Genomic DNA, 17,892 nt, shown 5'->3' with positions numbered 1-17,892 from the left:
GCGCCTTACAACTGCCAGGAGCCGATATCGGCATTCACGCCGTCGCCATCCGGTTGGCCGTCGGCCCCGAGGGAAAACACATCGACTTCACCATTGGCGCCAGGGTTGAGGTAGTGATACGGGCGGCCCCACGGGTCGTTGGGCAAACGTTCGAGGTAGGCGCGCCAGTTGCTGCTCTTCGCATCGGCCGGGCGCTCGACCAGGACCTTGAGACCCTGGGTCATGTTCGGATAGGTGCCGTGGTCCAGGCGGTAGAGTTTGAGCGCCTGCATCAAGCCACCGATATCTTGCCTGGCGGCTGTGGCCCGTGCCTGATCCGGGCGGTCAAGCACCTTGGGCACCACCATGGCAGCGAGAATCCCGAGAATGACCACCACCACCATGATCTCGATCAGGGTGAAGCCACGCTGGCCCCGAGGGCCTCGCGGGGTGGATGTGACGTGCGCGATATCCATCTCGACATTCCTTGGCTTGAGTGCTTTTCGTCGCGCAGTGTTGCAAGCCAACATGTCAGGCGTATTGAAAATCCTCGGGAGCTTTGGTCGCCAATCGGTCAAGTGCAGCGGCTAGTCTGCGGGCCTGTTTCCCGGCATTGAGCACGTCATGCGTGGTCGTCAGAAGAACCAAGGTTTCACCCTGATCGAGGTGCTGGTGGCCCTGGCGATTATTGCCGTGGCCATGGCGGCGGCTGTGCGGGTGGCGGGGTTGATGACCCAGGGCAATGGCCTGTTGCGCGACAAATCCATCGCCATGCTGGCGGCCCAGAGTCGCCTGGCCCAACTGCGCCTGGAGGGGCGCGCAAGCCCCGGACGCAAGACGTTCGAGTGTGATCAGGGGCGCTTGAAGCTGCGCTGTGAACAGGTGGTGGCGGGCGATGGTTCCCTATTGAAGGTCAGCGTGCAGGTGCTGGATGCCACACGCGAGGCGCCGCCCCTGGCACGCCTGGAAACCCGGGTGGACCGCGCGCCTGCGTTGCAACAGGTCAAGGTCGAGTGAGCCTGGGCAAGGCTGGCGCCTCGGGCAGTTTATCGAGATTGACCCGGACCTTTTCGGCGCCCCGCTCGATCACCACCCCATCGCCCTCGATGGCCGCCAGGCGTACGCCGGGGCTGAGGCGCTCACCGGCGAGAAAGCTGCGTGGCGGTCCTTCGTTGAGGCTGAGGATTGCCACTGCACCCTGGGCGCCGGCCAGCACCCCGGACACCTTGACCTGCAGCGCCGCCGGCACATCGGCAAACCATTGCAGCGCCGGGCTGTCACTGCGCGCCGCCAACGCCTGGGGTGCAATCGGCGGGGTATGGGACTGCGCAGACGTCAGCAGCAGCGGCGTCCATGTAGCAACCCCGGCCAGCGTCGCCAGCAAGGCCAGGGCCTGGACGCCGTGGGCGGCAGATAAGCGATCGATGAATGCCATGGGCGGGACCTCCTGTTTGTCCATCCCGACAGCCTACAGGGCAAATCTCACGGTTTTATTTCAGTGGTTGATCCGGTTGAGGGCACACGCATGACGGATCGCAGGCAACGCGGTTTCACCTTGATCGAGTTGATGGTGGTGCTGGTGATCATTGGCATCGCCAGCGCTGCCATCAGCCTGAGCATCAAGCCGGACCCCTTGCACCTGTTGCGCAAGGACGCCGAGCGCCTGGCTCAGGTGTTGCAAATCGCCCAGGCCGAAGCCCGCGCCGATGGCCGTGCGATCACTTGGCGCGCGGATGCCAACGGCTACCGCTTGAGCCGCAGCCGCGACGATGGCCCAGGGCTGGAGGACTTCAAGGGCGATCCACAACTGCGCCCACGGACCTGGGACACCACGCCGCTGCAGGTGCGCATCGAACCCCGGCAAACCCTGGTGCTGAATGCCGAATGGATCAATCCGCCGCTGCAGGTGCTGTTGTCGGACGGGCAGCACAGCCTCAGCCTGCAACGTGATGCAACCGGCGCCCTGCGCGTGGTGAGCCCGCCATGAACCGTAACCAGCAAGGCTTTACCCTGATCGAGGTGATGGTGGCGATCATGCTGATGGCGGTCGTCAGCCTGATTGCCTGGCGCGGCCTGGACAGCGTGACCCGCGCCGACGCCCACTTGCAGGCGAGTACCGAACAGACCCAGGCGCTGCTGCGTGCCCTGAACCAGTTGCAACTGGACGTCAGCCTGCGCGCCGGGGTGGAACTGGCGCCGCCACCCACCGCCGACCAGCCCCCCGCCGCAGACGCTTTGCCGGCGGTGACTGTGCGCAGTTCCGACAGCAAGGGGTTTCGCCTGGAGCTGATCCGCAGCGCGCCAACCCCCGGCGATGGTCTGCAACGGGTGCGATGGTGGCTCAAGGGCGACACCTTGTACCGCGCTGCGGCACCGGCACGGGATCGCTATCCGCTACCGGCCCCCAAGGAGGCGGTGGCGGTGTTGAGCCAGGTCAGCGACCTGCAAGTACGGGTCTGGGATAACGACAAGGGCTGGCGGCAGTTGAGCGGCAATCGCCGAAGCCATCCGGCGGGGCTGGAAATCACCTTGGTGCGGCAGACACCGCAGGGGGTGGAGCGCTATCGGCAGGTGCTGGGGCCGTTGGACTGAATTGCAGCGATCTCCCCTTGTGCGCGGTTGCTTACCTGTGGGAGCGGGCTTGCTCGCGAAAGCGGCGGGTCAGTCAACATCAATGTTTGCTGGGCCGACGCCTTCGCGAGCAAGCCCGCTCCCACAGGGAACCTCGCCGACAGGAGGGAATAGAGTCCGCGCCTAGCTGAGCAACACCACCCCACCCGGCAGCTGCGTGCATTTGGCCCCATAGGCATCGCGAATCAGCAATGCCACGCCTGCCAGTTGCTCCAGGCTGAAGCGCGCCTGCACCCGGCGCTTGCCCAGTTCACGATTGAGCAAGACCAACATCCCCGGCCGGTAACGGTTGATCTCGTCGATCACCGTGTCCAGCGTGGCGTTATTGAACACCAGCACCTGCTCGCGCCAGGCGATCACGGCCTCGGTGTCCACCGTCAGCACTTGCCCCAGCCCTGCCGCGTCGTAGGTCAACTGGCGCCCGCTGTCCAGGCGCACGCTGCGCCCACCCACGGCAACCGCCAGCGAGCCTTCAATGCAGGTCACGCACACACTGTGATCGGTGTTGCGCACATTGAATCGCGCCTGGCTCGCACTCAGCCACCCTGCCCCCGCCTGTACCGTCAGCGGCTGCGCCGCCAGCACCTCGACCTCGCCTTCAAGCAATTCAATGCCCTGCTCACGTCGGCTGATACGGGTCTGGGTGTTGAGCTCCAGGCTGATGCCCTCGCTCAGTTCAACCCGCCGCTGCTCACCCACCTGCGTGCGGTAGTCGGCACTCAACCCGGCAAAACCACCGGGCACCGTGACGCGTACCATCACCAAGGCAACCGAGGCGGCAAGCGCCCCGCCGAGGAACGCACGCCGGCCAAAATGCCGGGGTGCCTGGGCCTGTGCCAGCGCCGGGGTCAATTGTTGCCACAACCGCTTGGCGTGTTCGAAAGCCTGGGCGTGCTCCGGGCTCTGGGCGCACCACTGGCGCAAGGCCTTGGCATCGGCCACGGTCGCCTGGCCCGAGGTCAGGAGGACCAGCCAATCGCGCGCTTCGTCGTGCAATCGGCTGTCGGGCGTGCCCCGGGCAGTGGGAAAGCTAAAAATTTTCAAGCGCGCAGGTACTCACGGATTGTCAGGGACTCAACACTAAGACGGTTTTCCGGCGCCGGGACCGAACCGCTGGATGACTTTTCTTTCCAGGCGCTGGGCGCAATGCCCCAGGGCGGCCTTGATTTCCTTCTCGACCATGCGCGTGGAGATGCCGAAACGCTGGGAGATTTCCAGGTGCGGCGCTTCCTCCAGGCGGGCCGCGATGAGGATCTTGCGGCGCCGGGCGGGCAGTTCGTAGAGCGCTTTGAGCAAGGACTGGATTTCTTTCTGGCCGCCCACCACCCGCGAGGGATCCTGGGCTTCGTCGCTGATGTTGAGCAACTCCTGGACCTCACTGCCGGTCAGCAGGCGGGCATCAGCCTGGCGCCGGTCGGCGGCGATGTTCAAGGCCATGCGATACAGATAGGCATTGGGTTGTTGCAGGTTGGCCGGCATGTCCATGCGGTCGACCCGCAGGTAGGTTTCATGCAGGACGTCATTGGCCAGGTCCTCCGAACCCAGGCGCTTGCGCAAACGCACCTTGAAGTCTTCGTAGGAGGCCAGGAACAACCTGACCATTGGCGTGTGCCCGGTATCCTTCATGCCCCGGAAACTCCTTCCCGTGCTGTGCATTCCATGCGTTTTCCTGTGGTGTCGGGCATTAAGAGCAGGGTCAACGGCAACCGCATCGAACTGGGTGCCGGGCGTTCTATCCGGGTGCTGCCCAGGCTGCGAACCAGCGCTTCATCACGCTGCGCATCACCGGTGGAACTGACCAGGCGGCTATGTTCAATCCACCCGTCGTGGTTGACCCAGACCTGTACCAGCGCCCGGAAACTGCCGGGGCGGGTCATGGGCGAACGGCACAGGCTGGCTTCGACGGCCTGCTGCAAGGCCGTGGCATAACTGCGGTTGAGCCGTGCAGCATTGCGCGGCGACACCCCTCGACCGGCCAGCGGCTGGCTGACTTCAGGCAACTGCAGCGTAAATGCATCACTGCGTGCGTAACGCGCCATCAGGCCACTCCCGGTCAGTAACAGGCCCAAGGCCTGTTGGGCACTGTAGTGCCCATGCACGCCAATCGAACGCCGCCCGTGGGTCAACTCGCGGTCCACCAACACCGCCATCCCGGTGGCACGACTGAAAGCTTCCAGGGCTGGCACCAGGCTTTGCGCAGGTAGATCCAGGCGTAACACCTTCGGCTCCCCAGCCAGAGCTGCGGGCAGTGGCAACCACATCCAGGCCAACAGCAAGACCAGGCAGCAGTGTGTGCGCCTCCAAGCCCACCGTTCGACCCCTGCTCTGCCTTGCTGCACGGCTGACGTGTCCTGGGAAAAGCGTCATCCTGAGGCCAATTTATGAACCTGATGTTACGGTGATGGCAAAAAAAACATCACGGTTTCACCCGTTTCATCGGGCTAGACTGGCAAGCACTTACGGCCCACTTCCTCGGGCCAGCCAGGAGGCCCTGATGAAGCGGTTGGTGATGCTGTTGCTGTGTGCGGGCCTGGTGTCGGTCGTGCAGGCCGAGGACACGCCGGGCGGTTGTGTCGAAGCCAGGGTGGATGGGTACAAGGCGCCTGACTATGGGTGCTTGAGCCAGCAGATGGGCGGCAAGGCCGCGCAGAAAAACCGCGAGACCCGGGAAAAACCGGTCCATCAGCGGCCGCCGAACCAGATTGGCTTGTCGACACCTGCGGCGACCAGCGTGCGGATGGGCAATACGTTTGGGACAGGGGTGAAGGCGCAGCGGCCCTGAGGCCGCCACGCCCTCCACTTACAACAACGACAACGGATAACTGATAATCAACCGGTTCTCATCAAACTCCAGCGTGCTGTAATCGCGACGCAACGTCGAGTTACGCCAGCGCACGTTGAGGTTCTTCGCCACCCCGCTTTGCACCACATACGCCAACTCCGACTCCCGCCCCCATTCCCGACCATCAGTGACCGCCCCTACATGGGCATTGCTGCCGCGGATATAGCGAGTCATCAACGTCAGCCCCGGCACGCCCAGGGCCGCGAAGTCATAGTCATAACGCAGTTGCCAGGAACGCTCGCGCGCTGCGTCGTAGCTGGCGTTGTAGCTGTCGTTGGCCAGGCTGGTACCGGCGGTGCCATTGACCCGCATCCAGCCATTTTTCCCGGACATGCGTTGCCCGCCCAGGTACAGGGTATGGGCACCTGTTTTTGCCGAGAGCATCGCCGACAGCGCACGGTTTTCCAGGTCGCCAGCCAGGGCCTTGGCGTTTTCTTCGCCAGAGAAATAACCCAGGTTGGCCCCCAATACCCAACTGCCCAGGGGCTGGCTGTGGATCAGGTTGAAGTAGCGCTGCTGATAGATATCGACCAGTTCCGAGTACCACACGCCCACTTGGGTTCGCTTGTCGTTGAACTGGTACTCGACGCCGCCGAAGTTGAAACGGTCCGAGGTCACATCCGCGCGCCCGGCCATGAACATGTCTTCCATGCTCGCGTCATTGCGCGGGCTGTTGGCGCGGAACTGGCCGCCGTACAGCGTCAAGCCGTTGAGCTCGCGGGAGGTCAATTGCGCGCCACGAAAGGTCTGGGTCAGCGAACGGCCATCGTCAGAGCGCAACACCGGCAGGGCCGGTGCCCACTCCCCGACCTTGAGCTCGGTGTTGGAAAGCTTCGCCTTCAATGCCACGCCCAATCGCCCGAAATCATCCGCCGGGCGACCGTCGTCGTGCACCGGCAACAACTGGGTGTTGGCGGTGCCCTTGCCGCCATCGAGTTTCACCGCATACAGGCCCAGGACATCCAGGCCAAAGCCCACGGTACCCTGGGTAAAGCCGGAGCGTGCATCGAGGATAAAACTCTGCGTCCACTCCTCGGCCCTGGCCTGGGAGTAACGATCATCGACAAAGTTGCGATTGATATAGAAGTTGCGCAGGTTCAACGAGGCTTTGGCGTCGTCGACAAAACCTTCGGCATAACTGTTGGCGGTAAACGCCAGGCAGCCCAGCAGCACAGGGTTGGAACGGGAAAGGATGTTCATTGTTGTTATTCCTTTGCTTTTTGACAGGCAACACTCTCCCGTCGCAGATAAACCGCTATCTGCCGGGAAAATGTCGTGGTGGTTCTAGCTAAGAGGCTGCTGGGTTACCTAGCCCGCCAGCGCGATGATCGCCGGCACACTGAGCACCGCCGTGTAATACCCCATGAATTGCACGCCGGTGTTGAAACCCAGAAAGCGCGCCAGGAAACCACCCAGCAACCCCACCGTGACGATCACCAGCAGCCCAAGCAGACCGCCCTCCCAGATACCGATCACCAGCACCAGGCCGATAAACGTTGCGATCACCGCTTCGTGGCTGATCTTGCGCACCACAAAGGCGGCGGCGCCATGGGCAAAGTTCATGGTGAACGGGTAGGCCACCAGGATTGCCACGATCACGGCGAGCATGCCGTAGCCGAGGAAGTCCCAGGTGCTGAGCAAGTTGTGCAGGTTGTTGACCTGGCCGCTGGCGTTGTCCACCCAGAAGCGTGGCGGTGCGTTGAACAGTGGCGCAGCGGGGCCGGCAGCCACCGGGCTCAGGGGCAGACCGAAAGCCATCAGCGGGATCAGGGTTTCGGCAATGTAGGTGGACTCGGTAACTCCGTTTCGCGCGGTGATCACCGTGGTCAGGCGGTCGTACGCCTGCTTGATCCGCGCGCCGATCACTTCGCCCATGATCACCGTCATCGCCACCGGGCTGAACACGAACGTCGCGCTCGACACGCTGGCGGCCATGGCCGTGACTTTCACCTGGCGTCGGTTGATGACTTTGAACGGGTTGGGGAAGTAGCCGCTCCAGCCCTTGACGTCCGGCGCCAGGGAGAACACCCGGTATTCGTTGCGGCGCATGTGCTCGCGCTCACTTGGGGCCAACAGCGAAAACAGCGACGCAATCAGCGGCGCCACGGCGATGCCGAGGAAATAGCTGACTGACAGTTTCACCCCGTAGTGGCCGGTCAAGGCCTGCAACGCGACGATCACCACCACAAACGGCACCAGGGTCAGCACCGAGGCCCAGCGCCCGGCGGAGAAATAGGCAATGGCCAGGGCCGCACACAGGAACACCCACGGCGCGAACTGCTTGATCACCCCGCCAAACGGCGCCAGTAACACCGCGAACAGAACCGACAACGGCACCGCAATCAACGCCGCCACCGCGCCGCCGGTGATCATTTTGCGCAGGGCGATATGTGGCACGCCGAGTTTGCGCAGGTAGTTGGCGTCGCCAAGCAAGGCGGTGGCCACCGTATCACCGGGAATGCCCAGCAGAGCCGTGGGCACCGCGTGGGTCATGTGCTTGGCCACCGCGCCCGCGAGGAAGAACGTCAACACCCCGGCAGGCGGTGCGCCGAGCAACACCACCAGCATGGTCAACGGCGCCAGGGTGGCGGTTTCGTCGGTGCCCGAGACCAGGCCGATGGCGGAAAACACCACCGCCCCCAGCAGCCCCAAGGCGAACGCCATCATGATTTCATGCATCAGCATTTCCATCACGGTCGCCCTCCGTTCAGGTGCGCCTGTTCTTCACGAGCCTGGCCTTCACGGAACAAGTCGTACAGCTCCAGTTCGCGCAACTCGGCGATCACTTCGTCAGACAAGTCCTCCAACCGACCAAGGCTGCCGTACTCCTTGAGCAGATCGGCCACCACTTGTTCGCGAAACGCCGGGTCCGCCGCGTGCTCCTGCACGTCACGCTTGGGCGGGAACAACTTGGCGCTGATCACGCCTGCACCCAGGCAGCCGAGCACGCCCACCAGCATGGCGTAGGTCTTGGCCATCTGCGCCGACTCGACGATGGGTTGCAGCAGGTAATGTGCGCCGAAATACGCGCCCAGGCTGACCACCGCACCGATGCCAATGGACAGCACCAGGTCGCGGCCATCGATGGTGTCGCCCCAGACCTCATAGAGGTTTTGCTTTTTTGGCGGTGAAAGAGGTTGCTGCATGGTGCCCTCCGCGCCCTTGCGGGCTTGTTGTTTTTATTAAGGCTTTTTATGAGAAGCATTGACGCGCTTTTATGGCTTTCGCCACTCGCGAGCCGCCGACGCGCTGCAACTGGCTGTCGATAAACACGCCGACCTCGATCAATCGCTCAAGGTCGACACCGGTTGCCAAACCCTGGTGTTCCAGCAGGTAGACCAACTCTTCGGTTGCCACATTACCGGTGGCTCCCGGTGAATAAGGGCAGCCACCCAGGCCGGAGACGGAGCTGTCGAACACCCTGACCCCGGCCTCCAATGCCGCCTGGACGTTGGCCACGGCCATGCCATAGGTGTCATGGAAATGCCCGGCCAGGGCGCTGACTGGCACCTCTGCAGCACAGGCCGCGATCAGCCGGGAAGTGGCTTGCGCAGTACCGACGCCGATGGTGTCGCCCAGGCTGATTTCATAACAGCCCATCTCATGCAGTGCCGTCGTCACCCGTGCCACGTCGCCGGGCGCAACCTCGCCACTGAACGGGCAACCCAACGCGCAGGACACATAACCACGCACCGCCACGCCTACCTCGCGCGCCTTGGCCAACACCGGACCAAAGCGCTCAAGGCTCTCGGCAATCGAGCAATTGATGTTCTTGCGGGAAAACGCCTCGGAGGCCGCCGCAAACACCGCCACCTCCCGACACCCCACCGCCAGCGCGGCGTCCAGGCCTTGCAGGTTGGGCACCAGGGCGCTGTAGGTCACCCCGGCTGGCTGCCCGAGACGGCGCAGCACCTCGTCGGTGCCGGCCATCTGCGGCACCCAGCGTGGCGAGACAAAGGCCCCCGCCTCCAGGGTTCTCAGCCCCGCCGCGACCAGCCCCTCCAACAGCGCCACGCGGGTTTCTACCGGCAGGCTGCGGGCTTCATTTTGCAGGCCATCGCGCGCGCCCACTTCCACCAACCGCACAGAGTCCACGGTTACTGCCCGCGCTTTTCAAGCAACAGCTCGGCGGCCCGATCAGCGCGCACGTCATGGCTCTCGACCATGCGTTTGACCAGCCAGTCCAACTCTTCACCACGGGCTCCGGCCGACAACGCAACGTTGCGCGCATGCAAGGCCATATGCCCGCGCTGGATGCCTTCGGTGGCCAGGGCACGCAAGGCGCCGAGGTTCTGCGCCAGGCCCACGGCCACGGCGATCTCCCCCAGTTCCTGGGCAGTCTTCACGCCCAGAATGCGCAGCGACAATTGCGCCAGCGGATGGGTCTTCGTCGCCCCGCCCACCAGCCCCAGCGGCATTGGCATCTCAAGGGTGCCGACCAAGTGCCCGGCGCTGTCCTTTTCCCAGGTGGTCAGCGAGCCGTAGTGACCGTTGCGGCAGGCGTAGGCATGGGCGCCCGCCTCCACGGCACGCCAGTCATTGCCGGTGGCCACCACCAACGGGTCGATGCCGTTCATGATCCCTTTGTTATGGGTCGCAGCGCGGTACGGGTCGATCACCGCAAAGGTGTAGGCGTCGATGATCCCTTCAATGACTTCTTCACCGCTGTACGCGGCGGTGGCCAGATGCTCAGGGGCGATGCGCAACTGGGCACGGGACAGGCGCAGGTCCGCAAGGTTGGACAAGATGCGCAGGCGCACCTTGCCGCCAGTCAAGCGTTCCATCAACGGCGCCACGGCTTCAGCCATGGTGTTGACAGTGTTGGCGCCCATGGCATCGCGCACATCGACGATCAGGTGCGCCACCAGCATCGGCCCGCGCGGGCTGTCGGCAAAGGTATGGACCTCGATGTCGCGGCAACCGCCACCCAGCTTGATCAGCAATTGGTCCTTGCTGTTGGCCTGGGCGATGATTTCATCCTTGTGCCGCAACAGGCTCAGGCGCGCATTGAACGGGTCAGTAATCCCGACAATCTGCACTTGCGCACGCATCAATGGCGCGCTGCTGGAGGTCTGAAAACCGCCGGCGTGACGGGTCAGCTTGGCCATGAACGAGGCCGCGGCGACCACCGAGGGTTCTTCCACCACCAACGGGATCAGCACGTCGCGGCCGTTGACCTGGAAGTTGCTGGCCACGGCGTAAGGCAATTCAAAGGTGCCGATCACGTTTTCGATCATGCCATCGGCGATCTCCAGGGGCAGCGCGCCAGCCCCGCGCAACAGGTCAGCATCAGCCGCGCTGAGGCCCAACAGTTGCTGGAGGTGGTCAAGACGCTGGCGGGGGGACAGGCTACGAAAATTGGGCAAGCGCGAATCGATTGGCATCAGGGGCTCCTTGGGGAGTCATTTGTTATTGGATGACGCCAAATTGCCCGATCTGTAGCCTTGAAAGAAGGTACAGTTTTGCCGGACAGTTACGCGACTGTACCCATAACAAGCACCCCACGAGGAAATGCCCCATGGCGCGCTCGACCCTCGCGCAGCAGGTAGCCAGCGCCATCGCCCAGCAAATCACCGATGGCGCCCTGAAAGCCGGCGAAAAGCTGCCGTCGCTGCGCGAATACATGCGCCTGCACGGTCATTCGAAAAATACCGTGATCACCGCCTACGAACACCTGGCCGCCGAAGGCTTGGTGGAGGCCCGCCACGGCCAGGGTTTTTTTGTCATCAAGCGCGTGGCCCAGCCCCGCGAAGAAGACGACAGCCTGCCCTACAACCGGGCGCTGGATACCATCTGGATGATGCGCCAGCAGTTCCTGCGCGACCCTGGGCATTCGCCCCTGGGGGAAGGTTTCCCGCCGGTCGAATGGCTGATGGATATGCGCCTGGACAAGTTCCATCGCCAGGTGGTGCGGGCCGGTGTCACCACTTTGTTTCGCTATGGCACGCGCCTGGGCAACGCCGGGCTGCGCGCACGCCTGGTCCAGAAGCTGGCGGACTACAACATCAAGGTCTCGACCCGCCAGTTGGTCACAACGCTTGGGGCCAACCATGCCATGGACCTGATCATCCGCCGCTACGTCAACCCGGGCGACCCGGTGCTGGTGGAAGACCCGGGCTACTACCCGCTGTTCGGCAAACTGCAATTGCAAGGCGCGAGCATGCTCGGCGTGCCACGCGAGCCCGACGGGCCGAACCTGGAGGTGTTGGAACAGTTGCTCAAGGCCCATCGCCCCAAGCTGTTCTTCCTGCAATCGATCGGGCATAACCCCACGGGCTCGGACTTGTCACCGGCCAAGGCGCACCAGTTGCTGCGCATCGCCGAGACCTATGACCTGCTGCTGGTGGAAAACGACGCCATGGCCGATTTCAAACCCAGCTCGGCGATCAAACTCTCGGCCCTGGACCAACTCAACCGTACGTTGTACCTGGGCAGTTTTTCCAAGTCGGTGTCGGCGGCGCTGCGGGTGGGGTTTATCGCCGGCAGCAAGCAGCGGATCGAAGAGTTGGCCGATATCAAGATGATCCTGCATAACAGCGGCGCCGAGTACAGCGAGCGGACCATCGACGTGATTCTCGGCGAAGGTCAGTTCCTGCGGCACTTGTCGCGCCTGCAAGATCGCCTGCGCCAGGCCACCGCCCGCGGCCTGGCCTTGCTCGACGAACTGGGTGCCGAAGTATTTTGTCGCCCCGAACAAAGCCTGTACCTGTGGGCGCGTTTCCCCCAGGTCGACGACGCCAACCTGCTGACCCGCCTGTGCCTGGCCGAGGGCGTGATGCTCGCACCAGGGGCGATTTTCTCCACCCAACCCAAGAGCGTCGTGCCCTGGACCCGGCTCAACGTGGCGTATCTGGATGACCCGGTGTTCTGTCGGATCATCCGGCAAATGCAGCAATAAACCGCAATCAATAGGAATGTGCCGAAAGATTTGCCAGAATGCGTGACTTAGAAACATTCGCATTCGCAGGATATTCCCATGCACGCCCACCCTTCGCTCCCCGCTGCGCGTCGCATCCTCGCCGTCGAGGATGACCCGGTGCTCGCCGCCCATCTGGACAGCCACCTGGGCCAACGTGGCTTCGAGGTCACGTTGCGCCAGAACGGTGGAGAAATCGTCGAGTTGGTGCGCGCCCAGCCTTTTGACCTGATCCTGATGGATATCATGCTGCCAGGCAGCAGCGGCCTGGAGGTGCTCGCGCAACTACGCCGGCATCAACGGGTGCCGGTGATCCTGATGTCAGCCCTCGGCGCCGAACAGGATCGCATCACCGGGTTCAGCCAGGGGGCCGACGATTACCTGCCCAAGCCGTTCAGCATGTTGGAAATGGATGTGCGCATCGATGCGATCCTGCGCCGCGTGGCCTATGAACATGAGGTGCCCGGCACGGCGCGCAATGAGGACCCACAGCTGACGTTCGACGAGCAACGCAACGATGTCAGCCTCAATGAGCAGTGGGCCGACCTGACCACGACCGAGTATCGGGTACTGGAAACCCTGGTGACCCATGTCGATGAGGTGCTGACCAAGGCATTCCTGTACCAGCAGGTGATGCACCGCGCCTATTCGCGGCATGATCGCAGCCTGGACATGCATGTCAGCCGCATCCGCCGCAAGTTGCAGGCCATCGGCTACACCGCCGGACGCGTGGAGACGGTCAGGAGCACCGGCTACATCCTGACCCGGCTGGCGCCATGAGGCTGCCCCACCGTCATTCGCTGTTGTGGAAACTGATCGGCCTACTGGCGGTGCTGTGCCTGCTGGTGGTCAGCCTGCAAGTGGATGTGAGCCAGCGTATCCAGGAAGCCACTGCGCGCTTGCCCGCGCCCACCCGGCAGATTCTTACCGATTATGCGCAGCAGGCCGAAGCCGCCTGGCATGAGCGCGGCGCGGCGGGCGTCGACGAGTTCCTGAATACCTTGCGCGCCAGGGAGCAGGTGTGGGCGGTGGTGGTGGATGAGCACCATTCGCTGTCTTCCCAGGCACTGACCAGGCTTGAACGGCGCAAGTTGGATTTCGTGCGCCGGATCGACTGGCCGGTGGGTCGCCCCGGTGGCCGGCCAACGTTTTATATCCCGTTCAGCGATGGCCAATCGCGGCTGGTGATGGAGTTGCCCTTGCACCTGGACCCGCGCAAGGACAATGGCCGCTGGAACATCCTCTTGCAACACGTACTGCCGGCCTCACTGGCGCTGTTGTTCGGCGTGCTGTTGTACCGGGGGCTGATTTCGCCGCTGGTGATCCTGCGGCGCCAGGCCAATGCGCTGAGCGCCGGTGACCTGGCGTCACGGGTCGGGCCCCAGGTGACACGCCGCCGCGATGAGCTGGGCGAGTTGGCCCGGGCCTTCGACCATATGGCCGAGCGCCTGGAGAGCACCGTGGTCCTGCAGCGGCGCTTGCTGCGGGACTTGTCCCACGAACTGCGTACGCCCTTGAGTCGGTTGCGGGTGGCCGGTGAGCGCGAGCCCGACCCAACGGCATTGCGCCAACGCCTGGAGCGCGAAGTGCAAGGCATGGAACGTTTGATCGGCAGCACCCTGGAGCTGGTCTGGCTGGATACCGAACGCCCGTCGATGCCGGTGGAAGCGGTGGAGATGGAGCCGTTGTGGGACCTGTTGCGCGAAGACGCCTGCTTTGAAAGCGGCTGGTCGAGCGAGCGCCTGCCTTGCGAGCTGCCCGCAGGCGTTTGGGTGCTGGGCAACCTCAATGGCCTGGCCCAGGCCCTGGAAAACATCCTGCGCAATGCTATCCGCCACTCCCCAGAACAGGGTGTGGTGCGCCTGACCGGTAAGCTTGAGGGCGATTTCTGGCACCTGTGCATTCAGGATCAGGGGCCGGGGGTCGAGCCGGACAAGCTGGAGCAGATCTTCCTGCCCTTCACCCGCCTCAATGCCGCCCGCCCGGGCGGTGACGGTTATGGCCTGGGCTTGTCGATTGCGCGCAGCATCGTGCAGTTGCAGGGCGGCACGTTATGGGCGCAAAACACCACGCCCGGCCTGTGCCTGCATCTGCGGCTCAAAGTGTATAAGTTGTAAATTGCGTTTACTCCCATATGAGAATCACTAGCATTGGCGCCATGCATTACTTGTGACCAACTCGATCCCAAAGGGGTTGTGTTGCCTGATCTGGCCCCGATGAGCCCACCATGAAAAGCAAATCCCCTGCCTGGCCGACACTCTCGCGGATTGTCGCCGCGCTGATCGGCGGCTACCTGTTTACCTATGCGTTTACCGCCGCCCTGGCGCGCCTGTTGCCCATGGACAAGGTTGATGCCCTGGTCGTCGCGACCCTGCCTTCTTTCCTGATCTACACCCTGGTAATCCTCTGGGCCTTTGGCTGTCGCAACGCCTGGCGCGCCTGGGCCGGAGTGGCCCTGGCGCTGCCATTGGCCGCCATCGGGTTCTGGCCACAATGGCGCGAGGTGCTGGGATGAAACACAAGACCCTGACCCAGGCCATGGCCTGGCTGCATACCTGGAGTGGGCTGGTGTTCGGCTGGCTGCTGTTTGCGATCTTCCTCACCGGCACCCTGGCGGTGTTCGACAAGGAAATCGACGGCTGGATGCACCCGGAAGTCCCCACCACCAGCCTGTCGCAAAGCGCTGCCGCGCAGCAGGCCCTCGGCTACCTGGCGCGCCAGCATCCCGAGGCGAAGACCTGGAACATCGGCTTGCCTGGCGAGCGTTCCGACACCCTGACGGTATCGGCCGGCGAGCAACGCCGTGGCGGCGGCACCGCGCTCGACCCACACACCGGCGAGCCCCTGGCCGTGCGCGAAACTGCCGGTGGCGGGTTCTTCTTCCGCTTCCACTTCACCCTCAACCTGCCGCGTGACCTGGGGATCTGGACCGTCGGCCTGGCGGCCATGGCAATGCTGGTGGCGCTGATCAGCGGGATTGTGATTCACAAGAAGTTCTTCAAGGACTTCTTCACCTTCCGCCCCGCCAAGGGCCAACGCTCCTGGCTCGATGCGCACAATGCGACGGCGGTGCTGGTGCTGCCGTTTCACCTGATGATCACCTATACCGGGCTGGTGATTTTCTACCTGATCTACATGCCGGCGGCGGTGGATGCACTGTTTGATGGCGATCGCGACAACCTGGGCCGGGCCCTGCGCGGTGCGCCCGCCGAACAACAGGCGCGCGGCGAACGCCCCACACGTAGCGAAGCCGCCGAGTTGACGGCGCTGGAACCGCTGCTGCTCGCAGCGGAGCGAGCCATGGGGCCAGTGTCCAGTCTGTCGATCCACAACCCGGGCCGCAGCGACGCGCGTATCGAGGCGCGCCCGGTGCTGGGCAACCGCATCGAACTGACCAAGGGCCAGAGCATGCTGTTTGACGGGGTCAGCGGTGAGATTCTGCGCCAACCCGCCGTCAGCCGGCCGAGCCTGCTGACCCAAAAGGTCATGGCCGGCCTGCACTTCGCCCAGTTTGGCGGCTACTCGATGCGCTGGTTGTACTTTGTCTGCGGCCTGGCCAGTTGCGCGATGCTGGCGACCGGTGTGGTGCTGTTTACCGTCAAGCGCCGCCGTCGCCACGATGGCGAAGGGGCTGTCGGCGCCCTGCTCTACCACGTCGCCGAACGCCTGAACGTGGCGGTGGTGGCCGGTTTGACGGTGGCGTGCGTGGCCTTCCTGTGGGCCAACCGCTTGCTGCCGGTGGAACTGGCCCAACGCGGTGGCTGGGAGGTGCGGGTGTTTTTCCTGGTGTGGTTGTTGAGCCTCGGCCACGCCATTGTCCGTCCGTGGCGCAGTGCCTGGCGTGAACAACTGGCACTGGCGGCTGCGCTGTGTATCGGCCTGCCGGCGCTGAACCTGCTGGGGGGCAGCAAGGGTGATTACTTCTACCTGGAATTGACCACCGTCGCCCTCGGCCTGATGCTGGCCTGGCCGTGCTGGAAGCTGTGCCAGGCGCCCAAGGAACGTGCCCCACGGCGCGTAGGCAAGCAACCTGTGGCAGAGGCCAACTGAGATGGCATTGATAGCAGCGTTGTTGCTGGCCTGCGGTGGAATGCTGGGCTTATGCCTGGGCTTGGAACGGCACTACAAACAACTCTGGCAACGCCTGCCTTCGCCCATGCTGCGGCGTGGCTTGCGGGGGATGGGTTGGGTGCTGCTGGCGGCCAACTTTGCCGTGAGTGTGCAGGTGTGGGGCTGGGCCATGGGGCCGGTGGCGTGGTTTGGGTTGATTTCACTGGCGGGGCTGAGTGTGGCGTTTTTGCTGCCTTACAGCGCCCGCTGATTGCACGAGCTGGCTTGCCTGCGATGCCATGGGTATCTACACAGCTCTGTTCTTCTTGGCGTTGTGTACCTATCCGTTTTTTGTGTAACGGCGGCTAAGATCAACAGCAAGAGCAAAAGCAAAGTGCGGAGCTACTTACCTGTGGGAGCGGGCTTGCTCGCGAAAGCGTCAGTAAGAACGCCGCAGAGTGTCAGATACCCAACGTCATCGTTAACGACCATCGCGAGCAAGCCCGCTCCCACAGGGGTACGCGCACGATTCGACGATCAGGCCGGCTGTCAGGCCGCCTCGCTTTGTTTTTGATTTTGATCTTAGGCGCCCCGTTAAACCACGCTGGCCGTCATCCGACATTGATTTGGGGGCGCCCCCCCCCAAATCAATATCGGATGACGGGCACACCGAGCCTAGGCGAGGTGCCGAGTGGTGGGGCAAGAGCGTTTTGCTTACTTTTGCGCTGTTCAAAAGTGAGCCGCTGTAAAAGCGGAACCATTAGCCGCCGTTACACAAAAAACGGATAGGTACACAACGCCAAGAAGAAAAGAACTGTGTAGATACTCATGCCGCAATAGCGGCGGATCATTCAGCACATGTGTCGACTGACACTCTGCCATCGCGAGCAAGCCCGCTCCCACACAAGTCCTTCCTACAGGGAAAAATAACGCTTTGGGTCGGCTCAGTGAACGACAGCCCGGGTCACCAAAAAACTCAACAACTGCGGCTCGTCTTCCAGTTCAATCGCCTGCACCGGGCGCGGCAGGAGGTCCAGCACGCTGCGCCAGAACGCCTGGGAGGCCTCGTCCTGGTCGTAGAAACGCACCAGCCAGTCAGCCTCGCCGCTGGTCAATACCTGAGTGGCCACGGCACGGCCAATGCCCTTGCGGCGATAGCGCTTGAGGATAAACAGGTCCGCCAGCTCCAGGGCGTTGATTCCCGCCAGCTCGCTGCGTTCGATCAATAGAAAACCGGCGATATAACCGTCGACCAGCAACAGATTGGCGCTCCATTGCGGGTCTTGCCAGTAGCGCGACAGGTGTTCTTCGTGAATATAGAAACGGCCGTCAGCCTCGACGTCTTCCTGTTCCCAATCCGAGGATTCATAGGCATAGAACTGGTAGAGGTTGCGGATCAGCTCGGCCTGTTCAGGGCCGGTTTGGATCAGTTCAACGGTGGTGTCACTCATGGCAGGGCTCACGCGGGCGGGGC

The 17,892-nt window shown here is 63.3% G+C and carries 21 protein-coding genes and 1 pseudogene; 10 read left to right on the top strand and 12 right to left on the bottom strand.

Annotated features, from left to right (window positions below; all coding sequences use genetic code 11):
* Positions 1 to 5 precede the first annotated feature (5 nt).
* A complete protein-coding gene (gene gspG / locus BFQ03_RS18520; RefSeq protein WP_032861034.1) occupies positions 6 to 455 on the bottom strand; it encodes a type II secretion system major pseudopilin GspG in 450 nt (149 codons plus the stop codon).
* A gap of 148 nt (positions 456 to 603) precedes the next feature.
* On the opposite strand from gspG, the gene gspI reads away from it, so the two are divergent.
* On the top strand, positions 604 to 996 hold the full coding sequence (gspI, locus tag BFQ03_RS18515) for a type II secretion system minor pseudopilin GspI (protein WP_032861035.1): 393 nt from the start codon (positions 604 to 606) through the stop codon (positions 994 to 996).
* On the opposite strand, the gene BFQ03_RS18510 is transcribed toward gspI, so the two are convergent.
* Positions 983 to 1,414 carry a type II secretion system protein N gene (locus tag BFQ03_RS18510; RefSeq protein ID WP_065943723.1) on the bottom strand — a complete coding sequence of 144 codons (432 nt, stop codon included), beginning with the start codon at positions 1,412 to 1,414 and terminating at the stop codon, positions 983 to 985. The two genes, gspI and BFQ03_RS18510, sit on opposite strands and share 14 nt — an antisense overlap.
* Before the next feature lie 90 nt (positions 1,415 to 1,504).
* Between BFQ03_RS18510 and gspH the strand changes: the two genes are divergently transcribed.
* Together gspH and BFQ03_RS18500 are read left to right on the top strand one after the other, a co-directional pair.
* A complete protein-coding gene (gene gspH / locus BFQ03_RS18505) occupies positions 1,505 to 1,966 on the top strand; it encodes a type II secretion system minor pseudopilin GspH (RefSeq protein WP_032861038.1) in 462 nt (153 codons plus the stop codon).
* On the top strand, positions 1,963 to 2,571 hold the full coding sequence (locus tag BFQ03_RS18500; protein ID WP_065943722.1) for a type II secretion system protein GspJ: 609 nt from the start codon (positions 1,963 to 1,965) through the stop codon (positions 2,569 to 2,571). Before gspH ends, BFQ03_RS18500 begins: the two co-directional genes overlap by 4 nt.
* Before the next feature lie 29 nt (positions 2,572 to 2,600).
* Here the strand turns inward: BFQ03_RS18500 and BFQ03_RS30740 are convergent.
* The 4 genes and pseudogenes from BFQ03_RS30740 to BFQ03_RS18485 all read right to left on the bottom strand — a co-directional run.
* A pseudogene (locus tag BFQ03_RS30740) lies at positions 2,601 to 2,714 on the bottom strand (metal ABC transporter ATP-binding protein); the annotation flags it as partial.
* Positions 2,715 to 2,733: 19 nt separating this feature from the next.
* Positions 2,734 to 3,654, bottom strand: coding sequence for a FecR family protein (locus BFQ03_RS18495; protein ID WP_032861041.1), 921 nt, complete (start codon positions 3,652 to 3,654; stop codon positions 2,734 to 2,736).
* Positions 3,655 to 3,690: 36 nt separating this feature from the next.
* Positions 3,691 to 4,236 carry an RNA polymerase sigma factor gene (locus tag BFQ03_RS18490; RefSeq protein ID WP_032861042.1) on the bottom strand — a complete coding sequence of 182 codons (546 nt, stop codon included), beginning with the start codon at positions 4,234 to 4,236 and terminating at the stop codon, positions 3,691 to 3,693.
* The gene (locus BFQ03_RS18485) at positions 4,233 to 4,871 is read right to left on the bottom strand and encodes a secretin and TonB N-terminal domain-containing protein (protein ID WP_065943730.1); all 639 of its coding nucleotides are present in this window, start codon (positions 4,869 to 4,871) and stop codon (positions 4,233 to 4,235) included. The genes BFQ03_RS18490 and BFQ03_RS18485 overlap by 4 nt, the downstream gene beginning before the upstream one ends.
* A 248-nt stretch (positions 4,872 to 5,119) precedes the next feature.
* Between BFQ03_RS18485 and BFQ03_RS18480 the strand changes: the two genes are divergently transcribed.
* Positions 5,120 to 5,392: a hypothetical protein gene (locus BFQ03_RS18480; RefSeq protein WP_223820159.1), complete on the top strand. Its 273-nt coding sequence runs from the start codon at positions 5,120 to 5,122 to the stop codon at positions 5,390 to 5,392.
* A gap of 18 nt (positions 5,393 to 5,410) precedes the next feature.
* Here BFQ03_RS18480 and BFQ03_RS18475 read toward each other — a convergent pair whose 3' ends face one another.
* The 5 genes from BFQ03_RS18475 to BFQ03_RS18455 all read right to left on the bottom strand — a co-directional run bounded on the left by BFQ03_RS18475 (position 5,411) and on the right by BFQ03_RS18455 (position 10,836).
* Positions 5,411 to 6,652 (bottom strand): OprD family porin, encoded by a 1,242-nt coding sequence (locus BFQ03_RS18475; RefSeq protein WP_065943720.1) that lies wholly within the window; start codon positions 6,650 to 6,652, stop codon positions 5,411 to 5,413.
* A 108-nt stretch (positions 6,653 to 6,760) separates the two neighbouring features.
* Entirely contained in the window at positions 6,761 to 8,143 is a 1,383-nt protein-coding gene (locus BFQ03_RS18470) for a tripartite tricarboxylate transporter permease (RefSeq protein WP_032861045.1), read from the bottom strand.
* Positions 8,143 to 8,598, bottom strand: a complete 456-nt coding sequence (locus BFQ03_RS18465; protein WP_050593376.1) for a hypothetical protein — start codon at positions 8,596 to 8,598, stop codon at positions 8,143 to 8,145. The genes BFQ03_RS18470 and BFQ03_RS18465 overlap by 1 nt, the downstream gene beginning before the upstream one ends.
* Positions 8,599 to 8,644: 46 nt before the next feature.
* On the bottom strand, positions 8,645 to 9,547 hold the full coding sequence (locus BFQ03_RS18460; protein ID WP_032861046.1) for a hydroxymethylglutaryl-CoA lyase: 903 nt from the start codon (positions 9,545 to 9,547) through the stop codon (positions 8,645 to 8,647).
* A 2-nt stretch (positions 9,548 to 9,549) separates the two neighbouring features.
* Positions 9,550 to 10,836, bottom strand: coding sequence for a hydroxymethylglutaryl-CoA reductase, degradative (locus BFQ03_RS18455; protein WP_032861048.1), 1,287 nt, complete (start codon positions 10,834 to 10,836; stop codon positions 9,550 to 9,552).
* Positions 10,837 to 10,970: 134 nt separating this feature from the next.
* Between BFQ03_RS18455 and BFQ03_RS18450 the strand changes: the two genes are divergently transcribed.
* The 6 genes from BFQ03_RS18450 (at position 10,971) to BFQ03_RS29910 (ending at position 16,689) form a co-directional block, all read left to right on the top strand.
* Positions 10,971 to 12,350 (top strand): aminotransferase-like domain-containing protein, encoded by a 1,380-nt coding sequence (locus tag BFQ03_RS18450; protein WP_065943719.1) that lies wholly within the window; start codon positions 10,971 to 10,973, stop codon positions 12,348 to 12,350.
* A gap of 78 nt (positions 12,351 to 12,428) precedes the next feature.
* Positions 12,429 to 13,148 (top strand): response regulator transcription factor, encoded by a 720-nt coding sequence (locus tag BFQ03_RS18445; RefSeq protein WP_065943718.1) that lies wholly within the window; start codon positions 12,429 to 12,431, stop codon positions 13,146 to 13,148.
* Complete coding sequence (locus BFQ03_RS18440) at positions 13,145 to 14,485, top strand: sensor histidine kinase (protein ID WP_065943717.1); 1,341 nt, start codon at positions 13,145 to 13,147, stop codon at positions 14,483 to 14,485. The genes BFQ03_RS18445 and BFQ03_RS18440 overlap by 4 nt, the downstream gene beginning before the upstream one ends.
* Positions 14,486 to 14,595: 110 nt before the next feature.
* The gene (locus tag BFQ03_RS18435) at positions 14,596 to 14,883 is read left to right on the top strand and encodes a DUF3649 domain-containing protein (RefSeq protein ID WP_065943716.1); all 288 of its coding nucleotides are present in this window, start codon (positions 14,596 to 14,598) and stop codon (positions 14,881 to 14,883) included.
* Positions 14,880 to 16,418 carry a PepSY-associated TM helix domain-containing protein gene (locus BFQ03_RS18430; RefSeq protein ID WP_065943715.1) on the top strand — a complete coding sequence of 513 codons (1,539 nt, stop codon included), beginning with the start codon at positions 14,880 to 14,882 and terminating at the stop codon, positions 16,416 to 16,418. Before BFQ03_RS18435 ends, BFQ03_RS18430 begins: the two co-directional genes overlap by 4 nt.
* 1 nt (position 16,419) lies before the next feature.
* A complete protein-coding gene (locus BFQ03_RS29910; RefSeq protein ID WP_065943714.1) occupies positions 16,420 to 16,689 on the top strand; it encodes a DUF3325 domain-containing protein in 270 nt (89 codons plus the stop codon).
* 673 nt (positions 16,690 to 17,362) lie between these two features.
* Here the strand turns inward: BFQ03_RS29910 and BFQ03_RS18420 are convergent.
* Positions 17,363 to 17,869 carry a GNAT family N-acetyltransferase gene (locus BFQ03_RS18420; protein WP_065943713.1) on the bottom strand — a complete coding sequence of 169 codons (507 nt, stop codon included), beginning with the start codon at positions 17,867 to 17,869 and terminating at the stop codon, positions 17,363 to 17,365.
* Positions 17,870 to 17,892: the final 23 nt, after the last annotated feature.

This window comes from Pseudomonas sp. 25 R 14, assembly GCF_900004755.1.
Taxonomy (GTDB): Bacteria; Pseudomonadota; Gammaproteobacteria; order Pseudomonadales; family Pseudomonadaceae; genus Aquipseudomonas; species Aquipseudomonas brenneri.
The sequence above is the reverse complement of the archived record's forward strand: the minus strand, read 5'-3'. Positions and strand labels throughout refer to the sequence as shown.

Excerpts from the sequence above, each read along its gene's own strand:
- BFQ03_RS18465 (WP_050593376.1), bottom strand. The coding sequence starts at position 8,598 with ATGCAGCAACCTCTTTCACCGCCAAAAAAGCAAAACCTCTATGAGGTC.
- gspG (WP_032861034.1), bottom strand. The coding sequence starts at position 455 with ATGGATATCGCGCACGTCACATCCACCCCGCGAGGCCCTCGGGGCCAG.
- BFQ03_RS18500 (WP_065943722.1), top strand. The coding sequence starts at position 1,963 with ATGAACCGTAACCAGCAAGGCTTTACCCTGATCGAGGTGATGGTGGCG.
- BFQ03_RS18485 (WP_065943730.1), bottom strand. The coding sequence starts at position 4,871 with ATGTGGTTGCCACTGCCCGCAGCTCTGGCTGGGGAGCCGAAGGTGTTA.
- BFQ03_RS18450 (WP_065943719.1), top strand. The coding sequence starts at position 10,971 with ATGGCGCGCTCGACCCTCGCGCAGCAGGTAGCCAGCGCCATCGCCCAG.
- BFQ03_RS18455 (WP_032861048.1), bottom strand. The coding sequence starts at position 10,836 with ATGCCAATCGATTCGCGCTTGCCCAATTTTCGTAGCCTGTCCCCCCGC.
- BFQ03_RS18490 (WP_032861042.1), bottom strand. The coding sequence starts at position 4,236 with ATGAAGGATACCGGGCACACGCCAATGGTCAGGTTGTTCCTGGCCTCC.
- BFQ03_RS18510 (WP_065943723.1), bottom strand. The coding sequence starts at position 1,414 with ATGGCATTCATCGATCGCTTATCTGCCGCCCACGGCGTCCAGGCCCTG.
- gspI (WP_032861035.1), top strand. The coding sequence starts at position 604 with ATGCGTGGTCGTCAGAAGAACCAAGGTTTCACCCTGATCGAGGTGCTG.
- BFQ03_RS18420 (WP_065943713.1), bottom strand. The coding sequence starts at position 17,869 with ATGAGTGACACCACCGTTGAACTGATCCAAACCGGCCCTGAACAGGCC.
- BFQ03_RS18445 (WP_065943718.1), top strand. The coding sequence starts at position 12,429 with ATGCACGCCCACCCTTCGCTCCCCGCTGCGCGTCGCATCCTCGCCGTC.
- gspH (WP_032861038.1), top strand. The coding sequence starts at position 1,505 with ATGACGGATCGCAGGCAACGCGGTTTCACCTTGATCGAGTTGATGGTG.
- BFQ03_RS18475 (WP_065943720.1), bottom strand. The coding sequence starts at position 6,652 with ATGAACATCCTTTCCCGTTCCAACCCTGTGCTGCTGGGCTGCCTGGCG.
- BFQ03_RS18480 (WP_223820159.1), top strand. The coding sequence starts at position 5,120 with ATGCTGTTGCTGTGTGCGGGCCTGGTGTCGGTCGTGCAGGCCGAGGAC.
- BFQ03_RS29910 (WP_065943714.1), top strand. The coding sequence starts at position 16,420 with ATGGCATTGATAGCAGCGTTGTTGCTGGCCTGCGGTGGAATGCTGGGC.
- BFQ03_RS18470 (WP_032861045.1), bottom strand. The coding sequence starts at position 8,143 with ATGGAAATGCTGATGCATGAAATCATGATGGCGTTCGCCTTGGGGCTG.
- BFQ03_RS18440 (WP_065943717.1), top strand. The coding sequence starts at position 13,145 with ATGAGGCTGCCCCACCGTCATTCGCTGTTGTGGAAACTGATCGGCCTA.
- BFQ03_RS18435 (WP_065943716.1), top strand. The coding sequence starts at position 14,596 with ATGAAAAGCAAATCCCCTGCCTGGCCGACACTCTCGCGGATTGTCGCC.
- BFQ03_RS18430 (WP_065943715.1), top strand. The coding sequence starts at position 14,880 with ATGAAACACAAGACCCTGACCCAGGCCATGGCCTGGCTGCATACCTGG.